The organism is Lysinibacillus sp. NPDC093210 (assembly GCF_044753985.1).
Taxonomy (GTDB): domain Bacteria; phylum Bacillota; class Bacilli; order Bacillales_A; family Planococcaceae; genus Lysinibacillus.
The window spans coordinates 169,830-193,435 of sequence record NZ_JBIVOE010000008.1; the positions used below are offsets into that span (position 1 = coordinate 169,830).

Sequence of the window (23,606 nt, forward strand, 5' to 3'; positions counted from 1 at the left end):
CCTCATCAACTGTTTTATTACCAATTGCTTGTAACACTGGAGCGCTATTTACTTCATTCACCGTAACCGTAATGCTTTCTTCATCTGTTAACATTCCATCACTTACAAGCACGGTAAATGTATAGCTACCTGGCCCCTGTGCCTCCGTTGGTGTCCAAGTAAATACGCCTGTCATGGCATTTATAGTTGCTCCTGTTGGTGCACCAACCAAGCTATAGGTTAACGTATTGGCTGGTAAATCAGCGTCTGTTGCTGTTGCCGTGAATGTCAACTGACTGCCCTCATCAACTGTTTTATTACCAATTGCTTGTAACACTGGAGCGCTATTTACTTCATTCACCGTAACCGTAATGCTTTCTTCATCTGTTAACATTCCGTCACTTACACGCACGGTAAATGTATAGCTATCCGGACCCTGTGCTTCCGTTGGCGTCCAAGTAAATACGCCTGTCATGGCATTTATAGTTGCTCCTGTTGGTGCACCAACTAAACTGTATGTTAATAGCGCTGAATCTGAATCTGTTGCTGTTGCCGTAAATGTCAACAGGTTACCCTCATTCACTGTTTTATTACCAATTGCTTGTAACACCGGGGCGCTATTTACTTCATTCACCGTAACCGTAATGCTTTCTGCAGCTGTTAACATTCCGTCACTTACACGCACTGAAAATATATAGATGCCTGGCCCCTGTGCTTCCGTTAGTGTCCAGGTGAATACACCTGTCGTAGCATTTATGCTCGCTCCTGTTGGTGCACCAACCAAGCTATAGGTTAACGTATTGGCTGGTAAATCAGCGTCTGTTGCTATTGCCGTGAATGTCAACTGACTGCCCTCATCAACTGTTTTATTACCGATTGCTTGTAACATTGGAGCACTATTTACTTCATTCACTGTAACCGTAATACTTTCTTCATCTGTTAACATTCCGTCACTTACACGCACGGTAAATGTATAGCTATCCGGACCCTGTGCTTCCGTTGGCGTCCAAGTAAATACGCCTGTCATGGCATTTATAGTTGCTCCTGTTGGTGCATTGATTAAGCTATAAGTTAGTATATCCCCATCTGCATCTGTTGCTGATGCAGTGAATGTCAGCTGACTGCCCTCATTAACTGTTTTATTACCAATTCCCGTCATTGTTGGCGCAGTATTTGCATTGTCAATCACTGAATTCACTTGGGCAACTGGGAAACTAAAGATGGAGTCGCCTGAAGCTATACTTACCCCTGTAATACTAGACAAAACGAAACCCAACCCCGATTTAAACGAACCTGCAGCAGAAATATAACCAGCATACAAATCCCCACTGTAGCCACCTACATAAGATGAGGTCCCATCAAATGTCGCTGTTAGTTTCGGCGATAACGTTGTAGAAGCAGCATCTATCTTCTGAGTTCCAAAATTTAAAATGCATATTACCATCATCAAAGAAACAGCAAGCAACGCCATTTTTTTAATCACTATCAACATCCTCTCCTTTCAATTCTATCTTTTTATTCTGACGAGCAATATTCTTTCTCAAACTAGAAGCCTATCTTCTGATATCAGAGGAATCTCACCTTACCTCCTTTAACTTGATCTTCAGTTCACCTTTAATATGTATGTATTCTATAGTAATAAGTACATACCCTTTTAAAGTACTATAGATAAAAACATGGTGATACTGACGAATGTTAATGATTAGAGCATTAACATTCAAAAAATAACCTCTTAGTGATATTTATATGCTCGAGATTATTGATAGAGTGAAGGGTTACATAGGCACTTTTATAAATCGATTCAAGAAAAATGAAATTTTCCGAGAATAATTTAGGGTTACAGGGAGTTTCAAAGCATAAAAAAATGCAGAGAGGTTTTAAACTCATCCTGCATTTCATATTATCGAAATATATTTTTCCGATGCCATCTAAAATACTGCTTATTCTCTTCATATCTTAAAACCTTCATCTTTTGATGAATGTTATACATTCCATAATTCGCTGCTGGAATTCGTTCTGAAATGTGAATTAAGCCTGTTCCATCAAATGTAATATAACCTTGATCGTATAATGCATCATGATTACAGCAAAGCAATACACCATTATACGGGTCTAACCGTTCTTCATTGGAACTCTCACGCCAAGGCTTAGAGTGGCTTGCGCGTAAAAGCGCCGGTAGCTCAATACCACAAAGTGCGCATTGATGATTCCATAAAGGTAATAAAGCTGCTTTAAATTTCTCTTGGCCAATACGAATTTTACGTTTCGCTTCCGCTTCTGTTTCGGTAATCACTGGAATAAGCGTATTTCGTTCTGTTCGTAATACCGTTCCAATCGCAAATTCTAGCTGTTCATCATCCACTTGATAAATATTCATATCACTAATAATATCTAATAGCTTGATCGCAAGTTCTTCATTACATGGATATAAATAGCCTTGGTTACCATCCCCATCTTGCTGGAAAGCTGAGTATTTAACAGGCAATAACACTTTCAACTCATTAAAGTAATCTTTAATCGTTAATGGTTGTTCTAATTCATGGTATTGCAGCTTCACGAGAAAACCTTGCTCTTCCCACTGGTCATATGTTGTTAGAGAAGCAGGCTTTTTGCCTTCCTCACAATCAGAAAGCGCAATGCTAATCGCAACGATTTTTCCTTTTACGTAATGAAAAATACGATCTCCTGAGCTAACTTCCTCCATACGTCGCCATGAGTGCGGAGTGTTTCCGCCTTTATCTTTTTGTGGTGACCAAATGATTTCTGCTTCTTTTTCTTCTTGATAGGTGTGCCCTTGCATGACGATGTAGTGGTTCATTATGTTCTCCTCTTCTATTCATTACTTCTATTATAGCTAAAGTCTTCAAAGTATTTATGTATATATAATTGTTTTAATACATAAACTCGTTTTTTAAGTACGTATTCGTTCATTACAAATAATAAAAGCCATAGTAGCTCCTTTCAATTGAGCAACCTATGGCTTCAATATTTATAAATAGTCATCTTTTACTTAATTCGTTTTCTATCCATTCAGAAATTAACATCAAAACATCTTCACCTGCATATTTCACATAGGTATTCCAACCTATTAATGTAATTTCTCTTCCGATTTCTACCCCAGCAATACTTCTCGTTGTAGATACGAACCCTTCAACTTTATTTTTAATTTTCCCATCTATTTTTGTTGTTTGACGTAACAATACCTTTTTAGGTTGTACATCAAAGAAATTAAAAATCTCCATTGTAGTTTTCTTTCCATTTAAAAATAAAGTATGAAAATTCCCATACTTAATTATTTCCCCTAGCAATTCTATGTCACCAGTACTTACTAAATCCTTATGTTGATAATTATTTAATTTCCCCCATATATCTTTTGTAGCCCATTGGCTTAAATCAAGGTGACAAGCTGTTCCTTCATAATAATCATATCCAGTGGAATTCTTAATAAATGTTGAAATTCGATTAAACCAATCTTTATAAACCACATTTCTCTCAAAGTATCTTTCGCAATAATCTAATATCTGTTCTCCATGTTCTGCTTTAATATCAGCATAACTATGTAATCCTAAACTATCTAGAGTATGAAACCTATTTTTCCCATTCACCAAATCAAATTCTTTATAACTCGGATTTAAGCTAATAGTAGCAATCTCTGCAGTTCTAAACCTCCCAAATGCAATTACAGGCGTACTTCTAGGGACAATTGTGCAATTTTCTGGTGCACTCTGTTGTAGTCTACTTAATATTTTTTCATCAAGTGATTGCATAGTTTTCACCTCATTCTTTTCTATAAAATACCCTTTATTATTTCATTATCAATCAGAAAATAATTGTACTTCGATGAAATATTAATATTGGTAAAAAATACAATATTTTCTATAATTATAGTATAAGCATTATAAAACATAAAGAGTACAATCAACATTTCATTGAAAGTAGTTTGACGATCTTCAGAAGTAGAAACTAAACCAGTAATAATATGCTCATTTCCTGGTAACACTACAGTGTTTCTCTCCGTAAGGATCTATATATTTGTATAAAATTTTCACAAAAAAACTGCACCTCCAATGGTTAAGTTTGTTTCTAACAATTGGGGTGCAGTTTAAATCTAAGTTGTTTTTTACTAATTAAAATCTCCCGAATTATTCCTGATTCAAACTATCCAACATTTCAACAATATATTGTGAAGTTTCCATCATCTGCTGTTTGTTGGTAATGGAAGACTCACCGTCACCTTTTTGATGTCCATAATCGCCAAAACCTCCATGATTGCCACCGTTTATTTCTATAAATCGTGCGTCATTTGGCATAATATTTTTAGCATCTTTTACTTTGTTTAAGTCTGCAACTTTATCATTGCTTCCCCATAGTGATAAGACTTTTATTGGTTGACTACTTAGATTTGTCTTTGATTGGGGATAAGATGCTAATAGTACCAAGCCTTTTATTTTATCATTTTTTAGTGCATAATCTGCTGCCATGACACCCCCTAAAGAATGTCCTCCAATCACCCAAGTATCAATTTCTTTATGATTACTTATTATATTGTCTGCTTTATTCGGTGAAAAAATGGCTAAGTTAAAGCTCATTTTAGCAATACTAACTGTATAACCTTTTGCTGCTATCTCTTTAGCTAAAGGTGCATATGCTGAAGCTTCTACCTTTGCTCCTGGATAGAAAATAAATCCGATATTTTTAGCGTTCGATACTGGTTCAAATAAAATATCTCCATTTTCTTCGACTTTAACGACTTCGTCAGATTTTAAACTATCCAAAGCTAACGAGCTGGCCTTATAGTATGAACTTACATAAATAAAAAATCCTGCAACAAGTAGTATTAACAAAGCAAAAATTCCAGTGAAAATTTTAAACTTTAAAGATTTCTTTTGTTTCATCGTATATCCTCCTATCCTATTTATTATATTCAGCTTTGCAAAAATGTTTTAATTGTGTCCTCAGTATCCACTTCACCCATTAATACTAGCCTTTAAAATCTTAAACATTTCCTCTTTATGCTCGCTTGCTTTTTGTTTGGTCCATTTTTTATCATCTAGATTGACTAATTCGCTCATAATTTTTAATTTTAAACTTTGGTCGATAACTTTTCGGAAAGTGCTGATTTTGCCCTCTGGCGATACATTCGAAAATTTCGAGTTTCCTGATACCGTTATTAAGGCTAGGTTGCCAAACCCATGGAGGTCATCTGATTCCCAAGGTTCACTTTCCACTGGATGTTGTGGATAGAAGTGTTCGATTGAACTTCTAAATTGAAAGTGCCAATCGTCGCGCATTGGTTGGATAAGCTCTTTATTTAAGTAAGAATAACCATCTTTGTATAATAGATAATCAAGGTAAGTAAATACGATTCTTTCAAAGCCAAATCCACTACTATCCTCAAATTCTGATTTCTTAATTTTTGTTATGCAGTAGTCTTCGAGAATTTTAATCATGTTACATGATTCATCTGCTAATAACTTTGTTAAAACTACTGAAATCCAATGCATCGTCTTAGGGGATGTATACGTTATACGTAAGCAGGATTGCAGCGTTCTTATTTGTTTATTGCTCTGACTATCGTCATCCCCAAAAGTGCCTACATATTTGGGTTTAGCTCCCCTCTGATCATTATATTTCTCCAAACGTAGTAATGACCATCTTCCCTCTTCTTTATAGTTTTTAGCATATTCACGTTTCAATATATTTTTATCAAACAGCACTCGACATTTTAACATATGGTATAAGAAGTTCTTTGCTTTTTCTGCATCAGCCCACGCCCAAGATAAATTATTTAAAAAGTGTTTATCATCAAGCGTTGCATCTTCTTCTGCTAACTTAGCGATAACGGCATTTACTTGCAGTAAAAAATTAGGAAATGAAATAGTTGATTCAAAACGTTCTGTCTCCAGCTCATCCTTACTTCCTGCAGTATGACGAAGTTTACCTTCTTTTAATATATCAATCAGTGGAACTGCTGTATTGTCATCTTCAGCAGTCTGAATGTACATTTTAATAGAATCAAAATCGTTATTGTTATCCTTAAGGCTCGTCCAATCGTTTGTAAAAAGTGCATTTCTAACAGTAGGGTCAAAATTCATTTGGATATACGAATCCATATCAGCGCACTTATCCCAAATCAATGCTGCCGTTTTTTTATCGTGTTTTGTATCTAAAACTTCTAAAAACTTTGCTTTTGCTATTTCATGGAGCTCAAGTTGCTCTCCTCGAGTATTCATAATTTCAAAGTAATGATTTAAATCGATATCTTGTGGAACTTGTACACGAACAAGAAAAACCTTTTCTAGTTTTTTAATCAACTCACTTTTATCTATTTTTTTCGTTTTAAAATAGTTATCAATAACTTGATATCCGTTCAAAATTTCACTAGCAGATAACTCCTCCATTAATCCATCATGATCGCCTTTATTTAACATAGTAAGTGTACGGTTTGACTTATCTCGCGCCTCAAATTTTAACGCCTCCTGCGAAAATTTTATGCCAAGATAATTTTCTAATAGAAATAATGTTGTCAGTCGTTGTTGTCCATCTATTACCTCATAAACATTTATATCCGTTTGATTCACAATAAGATTGCCAAGAAAATAGTTTTTGCTAGGATCGTTAATTGAACCTAAAATATCTTCTATGAGTTGTTCAATTTGCATTTCTCCCCAAGCATAGTTACGTTGATAAATCGGCACTCTGTAACTGCAATTAGCAAAAATGCTTGATACCGGGATGACTTTTAAATTTTTATCCACTGCTTACCACCTATTCCATTCACAAAGTAACGTGTACACCGCTTTATACTTTTCTATATTTTTATTATCAAAGGCTGGTTGCTCTAAAACAATCAACTTTAATTCCTCTGGATGATTCATTTCACTAATTTTTGCAAACAGCTCCAAACCATTGTTTAAACGTTCATGTTTTCCTCTTGCATATTTATTAATTGTTTGCAGACGCACAGACTCCATCGTCAGTCTTAATGAATAGCACCATGAATATAGTTGCTGCATTACACCTTTCGTTAGGTTTTCCAAGCCAAACCGATCTGCAAAAAATAACAACGCACATTCATATAGCTGTTTAGTGTATACATTGCCCGAACCCCTTGTTGGAACTTGTTCATTGGAATGAACCTTCTTAATTAATTTTTGGATTTGCTCAAGTTGCTTTCCATAGTGCAGCGTATAATTAAAAAATCGATTTCCAGCTATCAGCGGTTGTGTTAATTGAAATTGATTTAAAGCTCTAGTTGCTAGTAATTCGCTACTGCCATTTGCATTAAACTGATCTACAAAAAGATTACTTGCTTTATGATAGATTGCATAATTAAACACATTCGAGCTTTTTATTCCTTTAAAGACATCAATTTTATTTGAAGAATAATCGACGCCATATTTTCCTTTATACCATTGTGTCAAAGGGTAAAGATAATTTTTAAATAAGTCATTCAAATGATTTTGGTTTAGATTTTCCCACTTGTTAATAATATTGACCTTTTGATGTTCATCCGCATCTTCCATCTCACGTAAATGATACGACTTCAATAAATCATGTGGATCTAACTCTTTTCCCCGCGAGTTTTGTGAATCAAAAAATTGAAAAGCCTCTTGCTCATTGTTTGTAACAATTTGCACTGCACTACATTGTGATAGTAGATACCTTTTGTAATCGCTGCGCTCATCTGCAGAAAATTCACTAATCCGCTTCGATAAAATTTTATAATTTGTGACGATTACATCATTCGATAGTTGACTATATTTTTCTTGTAATAGCCCTTGCGCTTCATCACCTAAGCAGTAAAGAAGAATCGAAAAGGTTGTCAATCGCTGCTGGCCGTCGACAATATTATATTTTTCATGTTCCTTATGTAAAATAACTGATCCAATTCTGTATTCTTCTATACCTTCTTGATAAGCATTATATGTATCAAAAAAAAGCGTATTTGTGGACTGCACACTCCAACTATACGGACGTTGATATGATGGTAAAGCTAATTTCATACCAAGTAAGTCTTGCATCCACGTTATTTTCAACTCTTCTTGCAGTAGAGCCATCCCTAAATCCCCCCGATAAAGTTACACATTATTTCAATGATATCACCCACATGACGTTTGGACTAGGAGGTGCAACTTATTTCGTAAATAAAAAAGACCACCTCTAATGAGATGGCTACATTCTCCCTGTAATAAAGAGCAATATGAATAAACCCAACCAAAATAATCCAAATAAAAATAGTAATATTCTTTTAAACCGTATCGGTAAAAGATTGAATACTAAATTAATTACTAGCAAGATTAAATCTGCCTAACCCGTAATAAATCGTTTAATGCCGAATATATTAATAGAAATCTTAGTTAGTTTACTCTGTTTTATTACATAAACCATACTAACAAAAGCATTTAATTAACACAGGATAAAAATAGATTTAGCTAAAAACAACTACTATGCTTCTTTATCCCTAAATATTGTACCTTTTTAATATCCAAGAATAAGACCAAGTTCGAGGATGCCTTGGATACCCCTCTTGTGTCAAATCCTCCATATGATACATTTCCTTGTCTTTAATTAAACAAAAAATTTCTTGAATCCTATTGTCGTAGCCAAATATGTCACCTTTTCCCCAAGCAATAATTATAAATTGAGCCTCTTTGTTAGCCATTTCAATTATCGTATTATTATTATATTTTCCGTCAGTATCTATCCCTTTAACAAAATCCAAACTTTGTACTGAAATATATTCATCCACTTTTTCTGGATATGTCTCACATACGACATAAAGATTAGTAATAATAATTTTCCCTATGTCCTGTAAAACACCAGCAGAGTTATTTAAAGAAACGTATTTGATAATTCGATTAATAGTGTTGTCGGAAATTTCCTCATTTGCTTTACTAGGATTGATCATCATTAAATGGACAGCTTTTTCGCTATCACCATTCTTCAATTCTATATCTAACCTATATCTCCTATTAGTAGCAATATCATGCTGTACTAATTTAACATTTTCCACATACTCATTCTTATAGTGGAAAATCCTTTTTTTTACTCTTTCCATATTTCCCCTCCCTGGTATGAAGTGTCTGGGTCTTTGATTGTTTTTAAAATTAATAAATACTATCAATGACTGCCTGCATATATATGAAATATCTATGGAGTAAATATTTCAATGTATTCGTTAATGAAAAACTTTCAAATATTAAATCTACTAACCCTTAATGTTTTATAATTAAATAAAGGTAATTTTTATGATAATTCCCCATCTTATATATCAGGATTAATTTTCATTATACTCCCTTTTTTTCTTCCTTTACAAAAATTTTCTATGTATTCAGAACAAACAGTATAATCAAATAATTTATAATGAATTGAAAACGAATATACAAAGTAGAATGTGATTATTGTAAAGATCCTTTAAAAGAGATATTTAGAAGTGCAGGATGTACTTACTCCTAGCATCCACTGTAATTTTATTAATTTAAAGTGTGCTTCTCTGCTTATACCCATAATAAGACAAAAAAGAATCCCATCTATTAAAAGACAAGATTCTTTAAACTCAAACTTTTTTTGCTAGTAGTGTATTCCAATAAAAATTACATTGAAGAAAAAACACCCTATGTAAGCGAGCAGACTAGTCCAATTTTGAAATGGATAGTTTGAATACTTACATAGAGTGGTCTAAGTACCTCTGTATAGTTGGTTGAGGTTATGAAAGATATTTAATGACGTTTTTTGTTTAGACAGCTTTTCATGCTTATGCTTGTAACGCCTTAATTGTTTGAGCTACTTGCTCTTCTGTTAAATTGTGACGCACGATGTAGCGATTACGCGCATGCTTTGTACATTCGATTGTACAGCCCCCTAAATGCTTTGCTTCATTTTCTTCAGAAGCGATGATTTGCTTGTTACATTCAGGGTTTGCACAGTTAATATAACGTTCACAAGGTTCACCGTCATAGTGATCACGACCGATAATCACATGCTCTACTTGATTGATTGGCACCGTTAAACGCTCATCAAATACGTACATTTGACCGTCCCATAATTGGCCTTTTGCAACAGGGTCTTTTCCGTATGTTGCAACACCGCCATGTAATTGACCGACATCGCCAAAGCCTTCACGTTTCATCCAGCCTGAAAACTTCTCACAACGAATCCCACCAGTGCAATATGTTAAAACATTTTTCCCTTCGAATAGCTCGCGGTTTTCACGTACCCATTCCGGTGTATCACGGAAGTTTTCTACATCTGGTCGAATCGCGCCACGAAAATGGCCGACATCGTATTCATACGTGTTACGCACATCTAATACTACTGTATTTTCATCTTGCATTTCAGCAAGGAATTGTTCTGGTGACAGGTAGCGACCTGTTAATTCATGCGGGTTAACGTCTGCTTCCAAGCCTAAGTTTACTAACTCAGGACGTGGGCGTACGTGCATTTTTTTGAATGCATGGCCATCTGCCGCATCAATTTTGAAGACAATGCCTTCAAATAACGAGTCAGCTTGCATGTTTGCCATGTATTGCTCTGTTTGCTCAATCGTACCTGATACCGTACCGTTAATGCCCTCATTGGCTACTAAAATACGACCTTTTAAACCGATTTCTTTACACATTGCTAAATGCGTTTCCGAAAACGCCGCTGGATCTTCAATTTTCGTGTAATGGTAATATAATAAAACTTGATAATTCATTTGTTTCCACCTATCATTTCATATATTTGCAGGATATACCTGATAGTCTATTTTACGACCTAATAACCATAAAGGATTTTCATTTAATATGCTATCGGTAATTAGGCTGAAATGGGTATAATTATTAATTTTCAAGAATTTGGGAAGATGTTAGCGGAGCTTTTTTATAAAGAAGTGTTTTGCCACAATATGGCTAGATTTTGAATAAACTACTTATTATTATAATTACACATTTTATTGATTACCTAAGATGTGGATATTCAACTATAAAATTTCCTAAAATAAAATAAAGCATAAACTTTCCATTTGGGAAATTTATGCTTTACGGCACTATTTAACAGTATTTGTACTGCTATATATTATGTATGGAGACGGCGGGGATTTGAACCAATCGCTTATAAACCTAGTCATATCAACGTTTTCAAGCACTTCTAATTATTATTAGCCAGATTATAGCCAGATGTGTCAACACCGCATTAAAAACCACCATACAGGGGAAACTAGCTTTTTTATCGCTTAATAATCGTTCTTAGCAATCTGTTTTCAAAGTTTGTTGCATCACACAAATGTCCTAATAGAACTTTTACATTTTCTAAATCACACTTAGCTCTTTCGAATAGAATGTTTGTTAGGCAACATCCATGTATAGATTTAATAAAAGAATTTCATCAGTTCATATTCAACAAACACAATTACAACAGCCGAATTCACCATTTTAGCAGTTTATAATAATTAATACATAAAATAATATTAACAAAGAAATACTTAAAATTATGTTATATTACCCCTTATTATCAAGTTTTCTTTCTTGAATAAACTTTTCAGCTAATACTCTTGAAATATACAATTCTACACCTTTTTTAATATTACGAGCATTTGAAAATTGTTTAACATGGGATATTAATTCATCATAAACAGTAGTTTTTCTTATACATGTTTGATCTTCTGATGATAAACTTGATAGAGTTTCTTCATATTGCTCTGTAATTAAATGTTCTTTTATAGAATCATCCAAAGCAATAAATTCTATAAATTCTGTAAATCGAGAATATAATGCTGCCCCTAGAGCAGTATAAATATCTTGTTTGTTACTAAAATTAGACGTACAAATAATTATTGTATTAGATAAATCTGTCTCATAACGATTATCTTCCAAGATCCCTTCATCAAACATTTGTAAAAATGCAGAATATACTTCTCGGGGACACTGATTAAATTCATCAAATAGTATAACATTACCTTTATATCTTGAAAGGTCTTTCGCCAAGGAATTAGTGTCCTCCTCTCCCCCAAAAATATAATTGTAAAAAGCATTAGTCTTGTACATAGATAATTGTTGTCTTAAAATTGGACCCTCGTTAATAACTTTATTCAATAGTTTGGCAGTTTCAGTTTTCCCCACTCCAGGAGGACCGTAAAACATTAAGACTATGGGTAAATGTTTAGGTTTATTTAGAACTGTATATAATGATGCAATTACTTTACTTAATACTAATTCTTGACCTTTTATTTTATCATCAAATTCAACAATAAAATTGGACATTTTTTCTTTAGTTATTTTTTCTCTATCATATCTCTCATATACAATCTCAAAATCCCCCTCATTATCTAAAGATACTAATTTAGATTTTAAACTTTTGGTTGGATTTTGTATTACGATACTTTCAAAAATTCCATTTACTAAAAAGTTTTTCATGAGTCGAAACAAATTTTCAATGAAATGATCTTTTATTGAATAAAACTCTTCTGCTCTTATAACTAATAATGGTGGGCCTTCAGGATAATTTGCCTGTATGATTTTTTCAAAGTTATCTGTATCGTTATATACTTTTACAAGTTGACTTAGAGAGTACTCACCATCTATCTGTTCTTTTATCTTACTTAAAAATTCTTCAAAAGTACTATTAGGACCTTCATAAATTATAAAAGTATTCACCCTTACTCCACTCCTGCAAAAATTATGTCTACAATTTCTAAGACGCCATCAGAATTATCTACATCAAATGCTGAAAAACCTAATTCTGTTGGATTACTACCTTCTGCTGTTAATTCATTTTTAAAATCCATCATTTCTAAACTAGTTTTACCTACATTTACACCATACAATATTAGATTCATTTTTTGTAAATCTTGAATTCTATAATTATTCCTAAACCCTTCTAAATTAAACCTTACTATACATTTTTTATTTTTAATATCTGTTGCTAATAATTCATAATAGCCCTTTGCATTTGCCAACACATCATCCATCGAATGAAAATCAATATTTTCATACTCATTCATATTTGGAATAACATCCCCGTTAATTTCTTTAAAAATTTTTGCAAAAGGTGCAATCACTTTAATGTAAGTTGCTGATTCTGGCAATATTTCGATTTGTTGCGTTCTTAATGTGCATAGTAAATCTTGTTCTCCGTCTTTTCTTGCCTTTTTGTCCTTTTTATCTACAAGTTCCAAAAAACTAGTCAATATTGTATTAGTGATGTTAATTGAAACAATACTCTCTTTATTCCTTGAAACTCCCCCTTTAATCCCTCCCGTAGAACCTGTAGTCAGTAAATTTAGAAGACCTGTTCCAAACCCCCCATTCAAATCAAAACCTTTCGCCTTAGTAACTATATCTTGAATAATCTCTTGTGAACGTCCTTCTTTTTTTATATCAATTAAATCTAATGCTGAAGATTCATCAAAATAAATAACTTTTCTCATATAACCCTCCATCTAGAACTAATGTTCCTGTTTTATATTATCATATTATCTATCTTTTAACATTAATTTACTAACAGCAATATTGTAAAAATAAAGAAATAAATATGGGGGGGAAGTTTCCATATTCATAAAACCGCTTGCTTCATCAGACTTTCTAAATAATCCAGCTTGTACTTAGGTGGAATCGTAATCGGATTTATTCCATGCTCATTGAACAGCTTCAGATATTTTCGATATGTGCTATCTGAACAATGTTTAGCAGGTGTATCTAAGTTTCCTTTAGAAACATATTTTGCAAATTTTTTCATTTCTGATTTTTCTCTAATTGATAAATCCATTGCAGCAATCATTGCTTCTAACCTAGGATAAGAATAAAAATCACCAGTAGGGCAAATGTTCAAAATGTACTTGTTCATATAGTTGGCGTATTTTTCTTTTTTAAAATAGTCCTTTATAAACCGCAGCTCTCCTCTTTTATATTTTTTGTACTTCAAATGATCTTTTTTAACGCACACCTCAAACCTCATCATCCCTCTTTCCCACATTTCAACATGTTCATTTTTATCTCTTCGCTCTTGTTCCTTATCATAGAAGATAATATGAATGCTTTTACATTGATGATATTGTGACGTAAAATAAATCTTTTTTTCCAAGTGAGCGGTTTTCTTTTTTAACTTCCTGAATAACTCAAAATAAACCTTTCTAATATTTTCATTGGAAATCTCAATATCAAATCGATAATCGATTCTACTAAGATTATGCTGCTCGAATAACTGCTCATCCCCATAAACGATGCTCAATGCTTCTTTAATATAACGTTCCACTTGATTATAATCCTTCTCTTCTATATTCCCTTTATTTAAAATCAAAGGAATATCTATTACCATCTTACAAGATGCATTTAGGTTATTTGAATATTCCACACTACTAATCCCTTTAATCATATGCCTGTGCAAAATTTGGTTTATCAGTTCCATGCCATAGTGATCCTTTCTAAAATTTATATGTTCGTAATCTAGTTGTATTGAAAACTCTGCTGTATGAATCATATTTTCTCTCCTCTTTTGAAGCGGATATTTTCTATTTAACGTAGTTATATCAACGCATTGCCGATTCTTACTTACGCCATATTTTCCGCTTATTTACGTCTCTTAAGTGCTCATATTTCAAGTGACTTTTCATTCTACAAAGTTCCGAGAGAAACTATTCAAAAAAATTTTTTCACACTATGTTTGTCAATTAAAAAAAGCTATAAACGATAATGTAGATATGCATAAAAACATGAATGTTTATGCTTTACACGGGCGTTCGATATGATGAAATACTTTGCCAAAGAAGCTTTATAATAGTATTTATCAACCTGAATTAACGACAAGACGTATGAATAATATTACAAAAAGCCGAGTATACTTCATTGCCATTTATGATATAAACTGAATGCCAAATTCATTTACACAAAATCTATTTTCAATGTTACTTTGCAAACAATTTAAAAGAGGAAAAACGGAGGGAGTGAAGAAAATATGCGAAAAAAATCCTACACCAATTACGATGTAGGATAGGAATTTAATATAAGTTAAAAGTAGGTTTTTATGACCGTTACTCTTGGCAATGTTGTCTTCTAAGTTGATTAGTGTTCCTTTTAATCCACGTTAATCGCATTGGGAATCATATAATCGAATATATACAGTCAATAAGATAGTCAACGTGATTTGCAGTACACTTTAAATTAAACCTTTTCTTTTAAGTTCTTCAATCATCTTTAACTCTTCAGCCGTTGGAACTGTAGAGATTTCATCCTGAGCAGATGTATTAGGTTGATTTAATCCCCAATCATTTAGAATGATTAATAGCTCATCAGAAATCCTAATATCTCTTTCTCGAATTTCATTTAACCCCCAATCATTATGATTTTTAGAAAGATTAAGCACTAGTTGGACTTTTGATTTTTCATAGCTTTGTTGCTTCTTTTTAAAATATCCATTTCCTGCAATAATGTTTAGTTTTTTCTCAAATGGAACCTTATTTCCAATATGTTCTACTAATTCTTGTACTTCACTTTCAGAGTTATTAGGAAAATAATTTGTTTGCCATTTTTGAGGCAAGATATGCTCTATTTCCCACTTTTCAGGAAGTATATCGTTCTGACTTTGATAAGCAAGAATCTTTAATATCATTCGAACCGTATTACGATGAGCGTGCTTGATTTTATCCTTTAATTCTTGTTCACTTACTTTAGAAAAATCAAATGCTGGAACTGGAGATTTGATTATTTCAGAGTTTAAATTCAAAATTCCTCTCTTGACAGCGTTAATAGTCGGGGTAACTATATATCTCGCTGCCAATACTGCAAGTAGTTTCTTTAGAAATTTCAAAAATAGTTCTTCGAAATCTTTCGAATCATTGTATTTAAGATAATATATAACAACTGGGTACTTCCAAAATTCATTAGGATATGAAGTTAATATATCTAGTACTTGTTTAATCTCAATATTTTTCGACCATTCTTCATCTTCAATTTCTACACGATTATTCACTACAAGCCATAGGTTAAGAACAGTACTCAAATTTCCCATCACATCGCTCTTGTATAGCTGTTCAAAATTATTTCTTGAATAGTATTTTCTTATCCCTGGTGTTGTGGTATTTCTATCGTTTTCTAACGCTCTCAAATAGAACATATAATAATAAAACAGTTTTTGAATACTTTCATTCGCATTAGTTGCTTCATCGTCAAGTTTTTGCCATTGCTCAATGAAAGTTACTTTCCCGCCAGCATCCAACTGATTGTAGATTTTTGCTTTAAAAATATCTGCATCTGATAACGCTAATCCTCTATCGTTCAAAGTAGAGAAAATTGTTAATGCAGTATCTTGTGAATCTGCCGTAATAGGTAATAAAATCGCTTTATTTAGTACATTTCGAATGAAGTAGAAAAACAACTGTGGCTCATTTGTAGCATACCTCTCTATTAGCTCTGTAAATAATCTGTAGTTTAACGAATAGTTATCTTTAGCCAAAACTCCAATATCGCCTGTAATAAGTATTTTTGAAAAAACTTTGTTTCCTTCGTCTCTCATTACTCTGGATTCAATAAGTGTTTTTTCGAAATCAACCTCAGCAGTTAATTCATCTTGTTCCCATAATGCAGACTCAATTTGTCCCTTGAAGTTTTTAACTTCTTTTGTTTCTGTCATTGAATTTAGTTTTGAATAAAGTGCACGTAGTAATAAAAACAAAGAGGTAATTCGCTGTTGACCATCTATAATTTCTTGTTCTCCATTCTCATTTTCATAAGAAACAATTGTTCCTAGAAAATAAGTACTTTCGTTATTATTTTCTGTATACTCTACTAAGTCCTCAAAGAGTGTTTGAATTTGTTCATCTGACCAGGCATATGGACGTTGATACTCTGGGATAATGAACTTATTAACTTTTCCTGTTTCTAATAATTGTTTAACACTTTGTTTGTTCACTTCTATTGTCGTTACCACAAGCATTCCCCTCTCTGTTTCAATACAATAAGACTAAATAAAAATTTATGGCATTCTCTATTACTTACCCATAAAAATCACAGAATATAGACCTATACTTAAAACTAATCAACTCACCCCTAATGCCTTATAAACCGCATCTATCGGATCTAAATAGAAGATTGGTTGAACTTTTACAATTAAATCTGCTGGTACTGTAAAGTAGTCTCCTGCTGATGGTGCTGGTAGTAGAATTTTCTTTGCACCTGCAACCACACAAACTTGAAGAATATTTGCTAAACCCTCGCCTTACGAAATCGTCCCGCCTACTGTCATTTTTCCAACAATCACAAGACCTTCCTGTACAGGTCTATTTAATGAGCCCGATAATAGCCTAAGCAATCAAATGTGCGTACTAGATACTCAAATACCAAACACCATATTCCTTATATTAGAAATATTTCTTCATGTTGTCCTAGCCATTTATTAAATAATACATATGTTAAATCTGTTTGCCCGTATATTGTTCCTTCTTTAGTTGGTGCTAACCGAATAAATTGTCCACAAGAAGAAATTATAATATTTTCTTCTCCACCTGTTTTTTCACCTGCATACAAGCAAATTACTTCTTTAATAGGATGCCTGACATACGGCGATTTACTATCCAGTTTATCTCCCTTGAAGTTAAATCTGCCAATTTGTCCATAGTTATTTAGCTGTTCCATTACCTTAGTTACTTGACGATTTGAATAAATATTTTGAAGTGGTGAATACTTTGCATCTAAAACTACAGAAGACAGATAATTTAGCTGTTCGGTTTCTTTTACAAATAAATCTATACGAATATCTGGTTTTCGATTAGGCTGTAAAGTAAACATCATTTGCTTTCTAGATAAAGCTTCATGTTCAAAATCTAACTCTTCATTAAACACTATATGCACAATATATTGCTCAAAAAGTAGTTCAATAGTTGTCCCATCCGCTAAACCTTCATGAACAAACTTTGTCTTCAATTGTTCCGTTAAACTTGTTTCATTTGCTTTAAAACCCTGTGCTAAAAAAACATCAATCACACTAAAAAAAGTAAAATATTCATATAAATCCTCGGTTCGTTTTAGTACAGGTAATTTAACCTCTACTTGACCTTTCTCATTTAAACAACGTTCAAAGTTCTGATATATTTGATAAATCCCATTATATGCTGGATGTGTGCCTAACTTATTACGATGAGATTTCTTTAATGAAATTTCACTCCAAAATTGGTTATATAAAATACCTTCTAATCTTTTTATACAATCCGCAATATTTAAAAACATTTTATAGTATTTAAGATGTTGTTTATTTAACTCGTCAATATTATCTTTATTATGTTTTACTTTATTACGATATTTTTGGATTGTACCTTCTGAAACATTATAACTTCCCTTTAATTCTTCTAATCGAGATTCGTTATCAACTAAAAGATTTTCTAATAGCTCTTGCTTTTGAATAGTATTTTTTACAAATTTATTCAAAAAAATAGACATTTCCTTTAATTGATTTAAAATAATCACTGTAAAATATTTCGCACTTCTATTTTCTTCTGAATCATCTATATTAATAACTCTTCTATTTAAAAACTTCAATTCTTTATTTATAAATCCCTTAGGAGTTGTTTCCCACTGTAAACTTTTCCTATCCATTTTCCTTGGAACTGACTGAATACTATATCTCTTAGCAATTTCTTGAGCACTATATCTTTCAATTAAAAGTAGGTAATTCAATAAAGAACGCTCTATTTTTTTGTAATTCTCCCATAAGTACCAAAAAGCCGTTTCCTTAATATCATCTAATCCACCTAATGTTTTTTTATATTTTAAATAGTCAACTATTAATCCTTTCAGTTTATCTTCTATTAGTTCATTCATTATTTCTATTTCATCGATATCTAAACTTTTAGGTGTTACTTTAAATGCAGCATAGTAACTTTTTCCTTCAAAAATTACTTCAAAATGATATGTACCAATACTCCAAATAAATGGTGCACCGCCTTTGTGAATTAAATAGAATGATTTATTATTATTCAAAGAAAATTCAACGAACTCTTTTTCTTCAGAATTACTAATAATACTCCATTTTACATCTACTTTTGCGTTATCTGTGTGTATGCCCATACCTAACTTTACAAACTCGGTAATTGAATAAATATTTTCTTCTATATCATGTGGACTAGTCGATAGAAATTTTATTGGTACAACATTCCAATCCCCTCGCTTTAAATAAAGAGCAAATGGGAGCAATTCACCATTACTTAATTTAGTAAGAGAATCCATAGTTTTTCAACTCTTTCATTTTTGATTCAATTAGCTCAATTGAATGTGAAAAGTTATTATATTCCTGAATACTTTCTGAACTAAGAAAACTCAATAATGTCCCTTTATCTTCTTCCTCGGTATTTAATAAAGGTCCTACAAATGATTCGATTCCTCGTATTTTAGAAATAATACGCTGTTTAACTTGTAAATCAAAAGCTTCAGGACGCTTTAAATATGGGTTATTCGACCCGTTTTTTGGAATGTTGTTTAAATAGAATGCTATACTTTTAGCTGTTCGGAAAGAAACTCCTTTTTGTCGATCTTGTTCATTACTTAAACGGTGCAATTCATCTAATATATCAATTTCTTTCTTTGATAAATGATAAATAGAAGATTGCTCACGCTTGATCTATTTCCGATAAATGCCCTTTGTACAGTGCACAGGTTCTACTTCGCTAAAATCACGTTCTCCATAGCAATGCTCATACATATCAGCTAATGTGTTCTTTTTAGGTATAAAAACATTCGCTCTATCTAATAATCTATCTGAGAAAAGCTTTGTTGTTTCATCAAAATTTACTGTACCTACAAAAATAATATTTTGCCCAATTTTTATTTTGCTTGGATATTGATTAACACAATGGATACGCTCATTGAATAACTGCAAATATCTTTTATCATCGCTTACTTCTAATAACGAGATAAATGGGCTAAACCAATGCTCTACCTGTGCTAAATTCATCTCATCAAAAATAACGATATACATTTTACTATCATCTTTTCTAGCTTCTTCTTTCTCTGCATCTAATAATAACCGAACTAAACCAGTTTCACTTTCATGATATATACCTGTATTTGGATTTAAGTAACCTAAAACATCATTTGGTTCTGTATAAGCTGGAGAAATTGGCAACATTAACACTTCACGACCGTAGCTCATTCCAAGTGTATCTGCATATGCTAAGGCTAATTGGGATTTTCCAATACCTGACATACCTCCGACAATTGTTAAAAGATTAGTCTTCATACAAATATGAAAGTTATACAAATCGTCATCACTATAATAAAGTCCCTTATTACTTACATTTTTTTTAAACTGTTCTAAAAAGAACGCTTCAATGTTATCTTCTTTCTTCTCTTGTTCTTGATCAATAGGTGGAACTTCTAGATTAATGAATTCTATATTATTAGAAAAATTCTCATTTTTTGAATTAGAGATATTTGTGTGTAGTAATTTAGCTGGTTCATCCCTCAAATTGAGAATTTCTTTTGCAGGTAAGACAATCAATGAATTTCTTAATGAATTTAATAAAACCTTATCTTGAAACTTAGTTGATTCTAAATCAAAAAATTCAACTTCATCTGGTACTTTTTGGATATACGTAAGTGCATTTTCAGTTTCACTCAAATGTACATTAGTATAAATTCTACCCTGTAAATGAATAAATTCTGGTTCGAGCATTAAATTAGGGTAGGATGGTAAGACAAAAGGTAATTGTTTATTAACAAGTTTTGACTCAAAATCATGACGGCTTTCTCCTGCTTTTAATGATGGTGTTGGTATAATCACATACTCCGATTCAAATTTAGATACACCATCAAACTTAGATGCTTCAAATACTTCAACAATATCTACATATAAATAGTTCCTAAGATTTCTTACTTTGAATAGTAATAATTTATCTGAAAGATAATCACGTACATTATCTCGCTTTTCAACTGAGGAAATATTAGCGTTTAAAATATGATTTAAAATTCTAGTATTATCATTTGATCTAGTACTTCCTGTAAAAACTTTATTGTTATACCAAAACAATTCTTCTAATTCATTTGGAATTTCCGACAAACATTTTATTTGAAATTGTATAAATGTATTAGACTCATCTTGAAAAGAAACTGGCATAAAAGGTGTACCAACTAAATCATTTTTTTGTGCTAATCTCCCTACGAAATGCATATTTTTTAATTGTAATTCCAAAAACGAATTTAAATCAGATTTTAGTTTCAAAACTTTCTCCCTCTCTGTTTTTCATATAGTGTTAGTTATAAAATTTAAAATTAACGTCGAAGCAAAAATAAGTTTAATGTCAGCCCTCTAGTATTACGAACCTACTCCCAGGTACACCCACATCAAAAATTCGCAAATTCCTTCTAATCTATCCACATAATTTCACTACCTTTAATAAGACAATAATTTCTTTCTCAACACTTCATCACTCGCATAAATATAAAGCCCTTTAATGCCACGCTTCATTAAAATATTGATAGAATTTAAGACGATTTTTTCTTTTGCTTCATTTACATTGGCAATACCTTCTGTGCCTGTATAAGCACCTTTGTCCATATACTTACTCGTATCAATAACGATTTCATCTTTAGCAGCATCGTATTGAACAGAAGGACCAAGCACGACACCAACGTAATTTAAATCAAAGCCTTGGATTGTATAAATGGAGCCAGCTTCATGAATTGTTTCAGGTTTCTCAGCCCAAGTGTATTTCGTACTTGTTGTGTTCCAAGGCATTTTGTACTCGCCATTTGATTCGTTCACATAATATGTGCCACCATCTTTTTTATGTAGATAATCAAATGTCGAAACGACACGACTTAATCCAAATTGATGATTTTGAGCCTTTATTTTTTCGTGCATAGTTTTCATCGTTTCAAACACTTTAAATTCATAATTCTCATCATGAGGTAGTGGCAGCACTTGCTTACGTTTGAATGCATTAATCCAATTAATTACCTCATCATTTGCCTGCATACGGAACTGATTTGATAACTGATATTCCTCCTGGTATGTGCTCAACTTTTTTAGTTGCTCTAATGTAGCAGCCCCCCATAGGCTTTTCAACTTAAGTACTTGATCTTGGTCATAAATAATAACGACTACTTTTGCCAGCTTTAAAAGTTCCTCAAGATGATTATTTCCATGAAAATTATTATAAGTATCTGGCTTTGTTAACAATAAATGAGCTTCATCTACAAAAATAATGTCAGCTTTTTTCTGCTCTTTTTGAAGTGTGTTTACTAATGGTGTTGGCTTCGCAAAGTTTTTCCCCTTTAAATGCTTTACCTGCTTCGCAATTCCTTTATACGTCTTAAACATTTCCTCATGATTCACAACCAAATAGTTTTCTGTCTTATACAGTGGTGAAGATGCTTCTTCAGCTCGTTCCTGTATCGTGTTAAAAATCGAACTTAAAACAACGCTTTTCCCTACACCAGCTTCACCTTCTATCACTAACAGGCTGCCATATTCAGTGGTAGTTGCTTGTACTTGTTTCTCACAAAATTCAAGTACTTTTTCTTTTAATTCGAGTTGTTCTAAGGATAATTCTTTGAAAGGAGATAATTTAAAAATGTCTTTGTTTTCAATTGTATGAAGCTCATGATTAACAAGCTTTTGTTCATATAATTTCTGCCATAGTTCTTTAAATAATTGTTGATCGTAGTACGGTTTGTTGTAATAGTTGTGCGTAAAATCACTAGCCATTTTACTTTTGTTTTGCAGTGTATATTTTTCATCACCGAGGAAGTAATTTATAAGCTTCGTTTCTAAATGAAATGTTGCGGATCGATTAAATTCATCATGCTTGATGAGATTTATTTGATCAATATTTTTACGAGCTTTTAAGTGTACTTTCATTCGATTTTTAAAATATACCGTTTCACCGATATAAGCCTCTTTGTTGCCGTTCAGCACATAAATGACTGGGTAATTTGAAAATTGTTCTGTGTTGCTTATTTGATTAATACTATCTTGCTTAAACGGCAAAGATAGGATTTCGATTGCTGGCATTTTTTCACCTACTTATGATTTTTCCCAGTAAAACAGGTATTCAAATTTTACAAGAAAATGATTCCTATGCAGTGTGTATTAAGTCACTATGAATCCAATTACTACTTTAATAATAACAAAGCAGCAATAGGAATATCTACCAGATAAAAAACTTCTGAAATAGTCATAGATGCCCTTTCTACTTTCATCTGCTCGTTTAGCTTTATTACAAGAATTTGCGGCTACTAGCTCTTTTACATTCATCAATTGTGATTACGGAGAATTGGATCATACCTATAAATCACCAAATCCCCTAAAACTGTAACAACCTATCCCCGTTCAGATGAACAACCTTCAATAGCAATATTTTCAGCACGTGTAAGCGATTGGTTAGGGGGATATTGCCGAAGCAACTATGCCCTTCAACCCTTCATACTAAAGGATTTACAATAAAAAAATGAAATGTTTTTTTCAACTTTTTTTCAGGATTTAAGCTCTAATTAGGCTAAAATCCTTGGAGGAATCAAATATTAGTTTTTTCAGTCGAATCCTTCCATTGCTAATTAATCCCCTTTGTCCTGGAGGAATTATACAATAGTTTTTCTAGTCAATTTCTTTCAATGATAATTCCCTCTATTTATATAAATGTTGTATAAATTATATTGATTTTT

The 23,606-nt window shown here is 32.5% G+C and carries 17 protein-coding genes; all 17 read right to left on the reverse strand.

What is annotated here, in order from left to right; genetic code table 11:
• On the reverse strand, window positions 1-1,462 hold a 1,462-nt coding region (locus tag ACIP9C_RS18170; protein WP_401012848.1), incomplete at its 3' end, for a putative Ig domain-containing protein.
• 417 nt (window positions 1,463-1,879) lie between these two features.
• A complete protein-coding gene (locus ACIP9C_RS18175; RefSeq protein WP_401012849.1) occupies window positions 1,880-2,797 on the reverse strand; it encodes an HNH endonuclease in 918 nt (305 codons plus the stop codon).
• Between the two features lie 181 nt (window positions 2,798-2,978).
• Window positions 2,979-3,746, reverse strand: a complete 768-nt coding sequence (locus ACIP9C_RS18180; protein ID WP_401012851.1) for a hypothetical protein — start codon at window positions 3,744-3,746, stop codon at window positions 2,979-2,981.
• A gap of 375 nt (window positions 3,747-4,121) precedes the next feature.
• Entirely contained in the window at window positions 4,122-4,874 is a 753-nt protein-coding gene (locus ACIP9C_RS18185) for an alpha/beta family hydrolase (RefSeq protein WP_401012853.1), read from the reverse strand.
• A 72-nt stretch (window positions 4,875-4,946) separates the two neighbouring features.
• A complete protein-coding gene (locus tag ACIP9C_RS18190; protein WP_401012855.1) occupies window positions 4,947-6,737 on the reverse strand; it encodes a DUF262 domain-containing protein in 1,791 nt (596 codons plus the stop codon).
• Window positions 6,738-6,740: 3 nt separating this feature from the next.
• Complete coding sequence (locus tag ACIP9C_RS18195) at window positions 6,741-8,039, reverse strand: DUF262 domain-containing protein (RefSeq protein WP_401012857.1); 1,299 nt, start codon at window positions 8,037-8,039, stop codon at window positions 6,741-6,743.
• Between the two features lie 404 nt (window positions 8,040-8,443).
• Window positions 8,444-9,040, reverse strand: a complete 597-nt coding sequence (locus ACIP9C_RS18200; protein WP_401012858.1) for a DUF1643 domain-containing protein — start codon at window positions 9,038-9,040, stop codon at window positions 8,444-8,446.
• 696 nt (window positions 9,041-9,736) lie between these two features.
• The gene (gene trhO / locus ACIP9C_RS18205) at window positions 9,737-10,678 is read right to left on the reverse strand and encodes an oxygen-dependent tRNA uridine(34) hydroxylase TrhO (RefSeq protein WP_401012860.1); all 942 of its coding nucleotides are present in this window, start codon (window positions 10,676-10,678) and stop codon (window positions 9,737-9,739) included.
• Window positions 10,679-11,459: 781 nt separating this feature from the next.
• Window positions 11,460-12,614: an AAA family ATPase gene (locus tag ACIP9C_RS18210; RefSeq protein WP_401012862.1), complete on the reverse strand. Its 1,155-nt coding sequence runs from the start codon at window positions 12,612-12,614 to the stop codon at window positions 11,460-11,462.
• A 2-nt stretch (window positions 12,615-12,616) separates the two neighbouring features.
• Window positions 12,617-13,387 (reverse strand): DUF6414 family protein, encoded by a 771-nt coding sequence (locus ACIP9C_RS18215; RefSeq protein WP_401012864.1) that lies wholly within the window; start codon window positions 13,385-13,387, stop codon window positions 12,617-12,619.
• Between the two features lie 125 nt (window positions 13,388-13,512).
• Window positions 13,513-14,436 carry a hypothetical protein gene (locus tag ACIP9C_RS18220; protein ID WP_401012866.1) on the reverse strand — a complete coding sequence of 308 codons (924 nt, stop codon included), beginning with the start codon at window positions 14,434-14,436 and terminating at the stop codon, window positions 13,513-13,515.
• Between the two features lie 675 nt (window positions 14,437-15,111).
• Window positions 15,112-16,881, reverse strand: a complete 1,770-nt coding sequence (locus ACIP9C_RS18225) for a DUF262 domain-containing protein (protein ID WP_401012868.1) — start codon at window positions 16,879-16,881, stop codon at window positions 15,112-15,114.
• A 108-nt stretch (window positions 16,882-16,989) separates the two neighbouring features.
• Window positions 16,990-17,136, reverse strand: coding sequence for a hypothetical protein (locus ACIP9C_RS18230; RefSeq protein WP_401012869.1), 147 nt, complete (start codon window positions 17,134-17,136; stop codon window positions 16,990-16,992).
• A 170-nt stretch (window positions 17,137-17,306) separates the two neighbouring features.
• Window positions 17,307-19,172, reverse strand: coding sequence for a nuclease domain-containing protein (locus ACIP9C_RS18235; RefSeq protein ID WP_401012871.1), 1,866 nt, complete (start codon window positions 19,170-19,172; stop codon window positions 17,307-17,309).
• Window positions 19,156-19,500, reverse strand: a complete 345-nt coding sequence (locus ACIP9C_RS18240; protein WP_401012873.1) for a hypothetical protein — start codon at window positions 19,498-19,500, stop codon at window positions 19,156-19,158. The genes ACIP9C_RS18235 and ACIP9C_RS18240 overlap by 17 nt, the downstream gene beginning before the upstream one ends.
• Window positions 19,501-19,563: 63 nt before the next feature.
• On the reverse strand, window positions 19,564-21,162 hold the full coding sequence (locus ACIP9C_RS18245) for an AAA family ATPase (protein WP_401012875.1): 1,599 nt from the start codon (window positions 21,160-21,162) through the stop codon (window positions 19,564-19,566).
• 171 nt (window positions 21,163-21,333) lie between these two features.
• On the reverse strand, window positions 21,334-22,956 hold the full coding sequence (locus tag ACIP9C_RS18250; RefSeq protein ID WP_401012877.1) for a DNA/RNA helicase domain-containing protein: 1,623 nt from the start codon (window positions 22,954-22,956) through the stop codon (window positions 21,334-21,336).
• Window positions 22,957-23,606 lie beyond the last annotated feature (650 nt).

Bases quoted from the DNA above. Each gene is read 5' to 3' on its own strand.
- ACIP9C_RS18175 (WP_401012849.1), bottom strand. From the start codon at position 2,797: ATGAACCACTACATCGTCATGCAAGGGCACACCTATCAAGAAGAAAAA.
- ACIP9C_RS18180 (WP_401012851.1), bottom strand. From the start codon at position 3,746: ATGCAATCACTTGATGAAAAAATATTAAGTAGACTACAACAGAGTGCA.
- ACIP9C_RS18185 (WP_401012853.1), bottom strand. From the start codon at position 4,874: ATGAAACAAAAGAAATCTTTAAAGTTTAAAATTTTCACTGGAATTTTT.
- ACIP9C_RS18195 (WP_401012857.1), bottom strand. From the start codon at position 8,039: ATGGCTCTACTGCAAGAAGAGTTGAAAATAACGTGGATGCAAGACTTA.
- ACIP9C_RS18200 (WP_401012858.1), bottom strand. From the start codon at position 9,040: ATGGAAAGAGTAAAAAAAAGGATTTTCCACTATAAGAATGAGTATGTG.
- trhO (WP_401012860.1), bottom strand. From the start codon at position 10,678: ATGAATTATCAAGTTTTATTATATTACCATTACACGAAAATTGAAGAT.
- ACIP9C_RS18215 (WP_401012864.1), bottom strand. From the start codon at position 13,387: ATGAGAAAAGTTATTTATTTTGATGAATCTTCAGCATTAGATTTAATT.
- ACIP9C_RS18220 (WP_401012866.1), bottom strand. From the start codon at position 14,436: ATGATTCATACAGCAGAGTTTTCAATACAACTAGATTACGAACATATA.
- ACIP9C_RS18235 (WP_401012871.1), bottom strand. From the start codon at position 19,172: ATGGATTCTCTTACTAAATTAAGTAATGGTGAATTGCTCCCATTTGCT.
- ACIP9C_RS18250 (WP_401012877.1), bottom strand. From the start codon at position 22,956: ATGCCAGCAATCGAAATCCTATCTTTGCCGTTTAAGCAAGATAGTATT.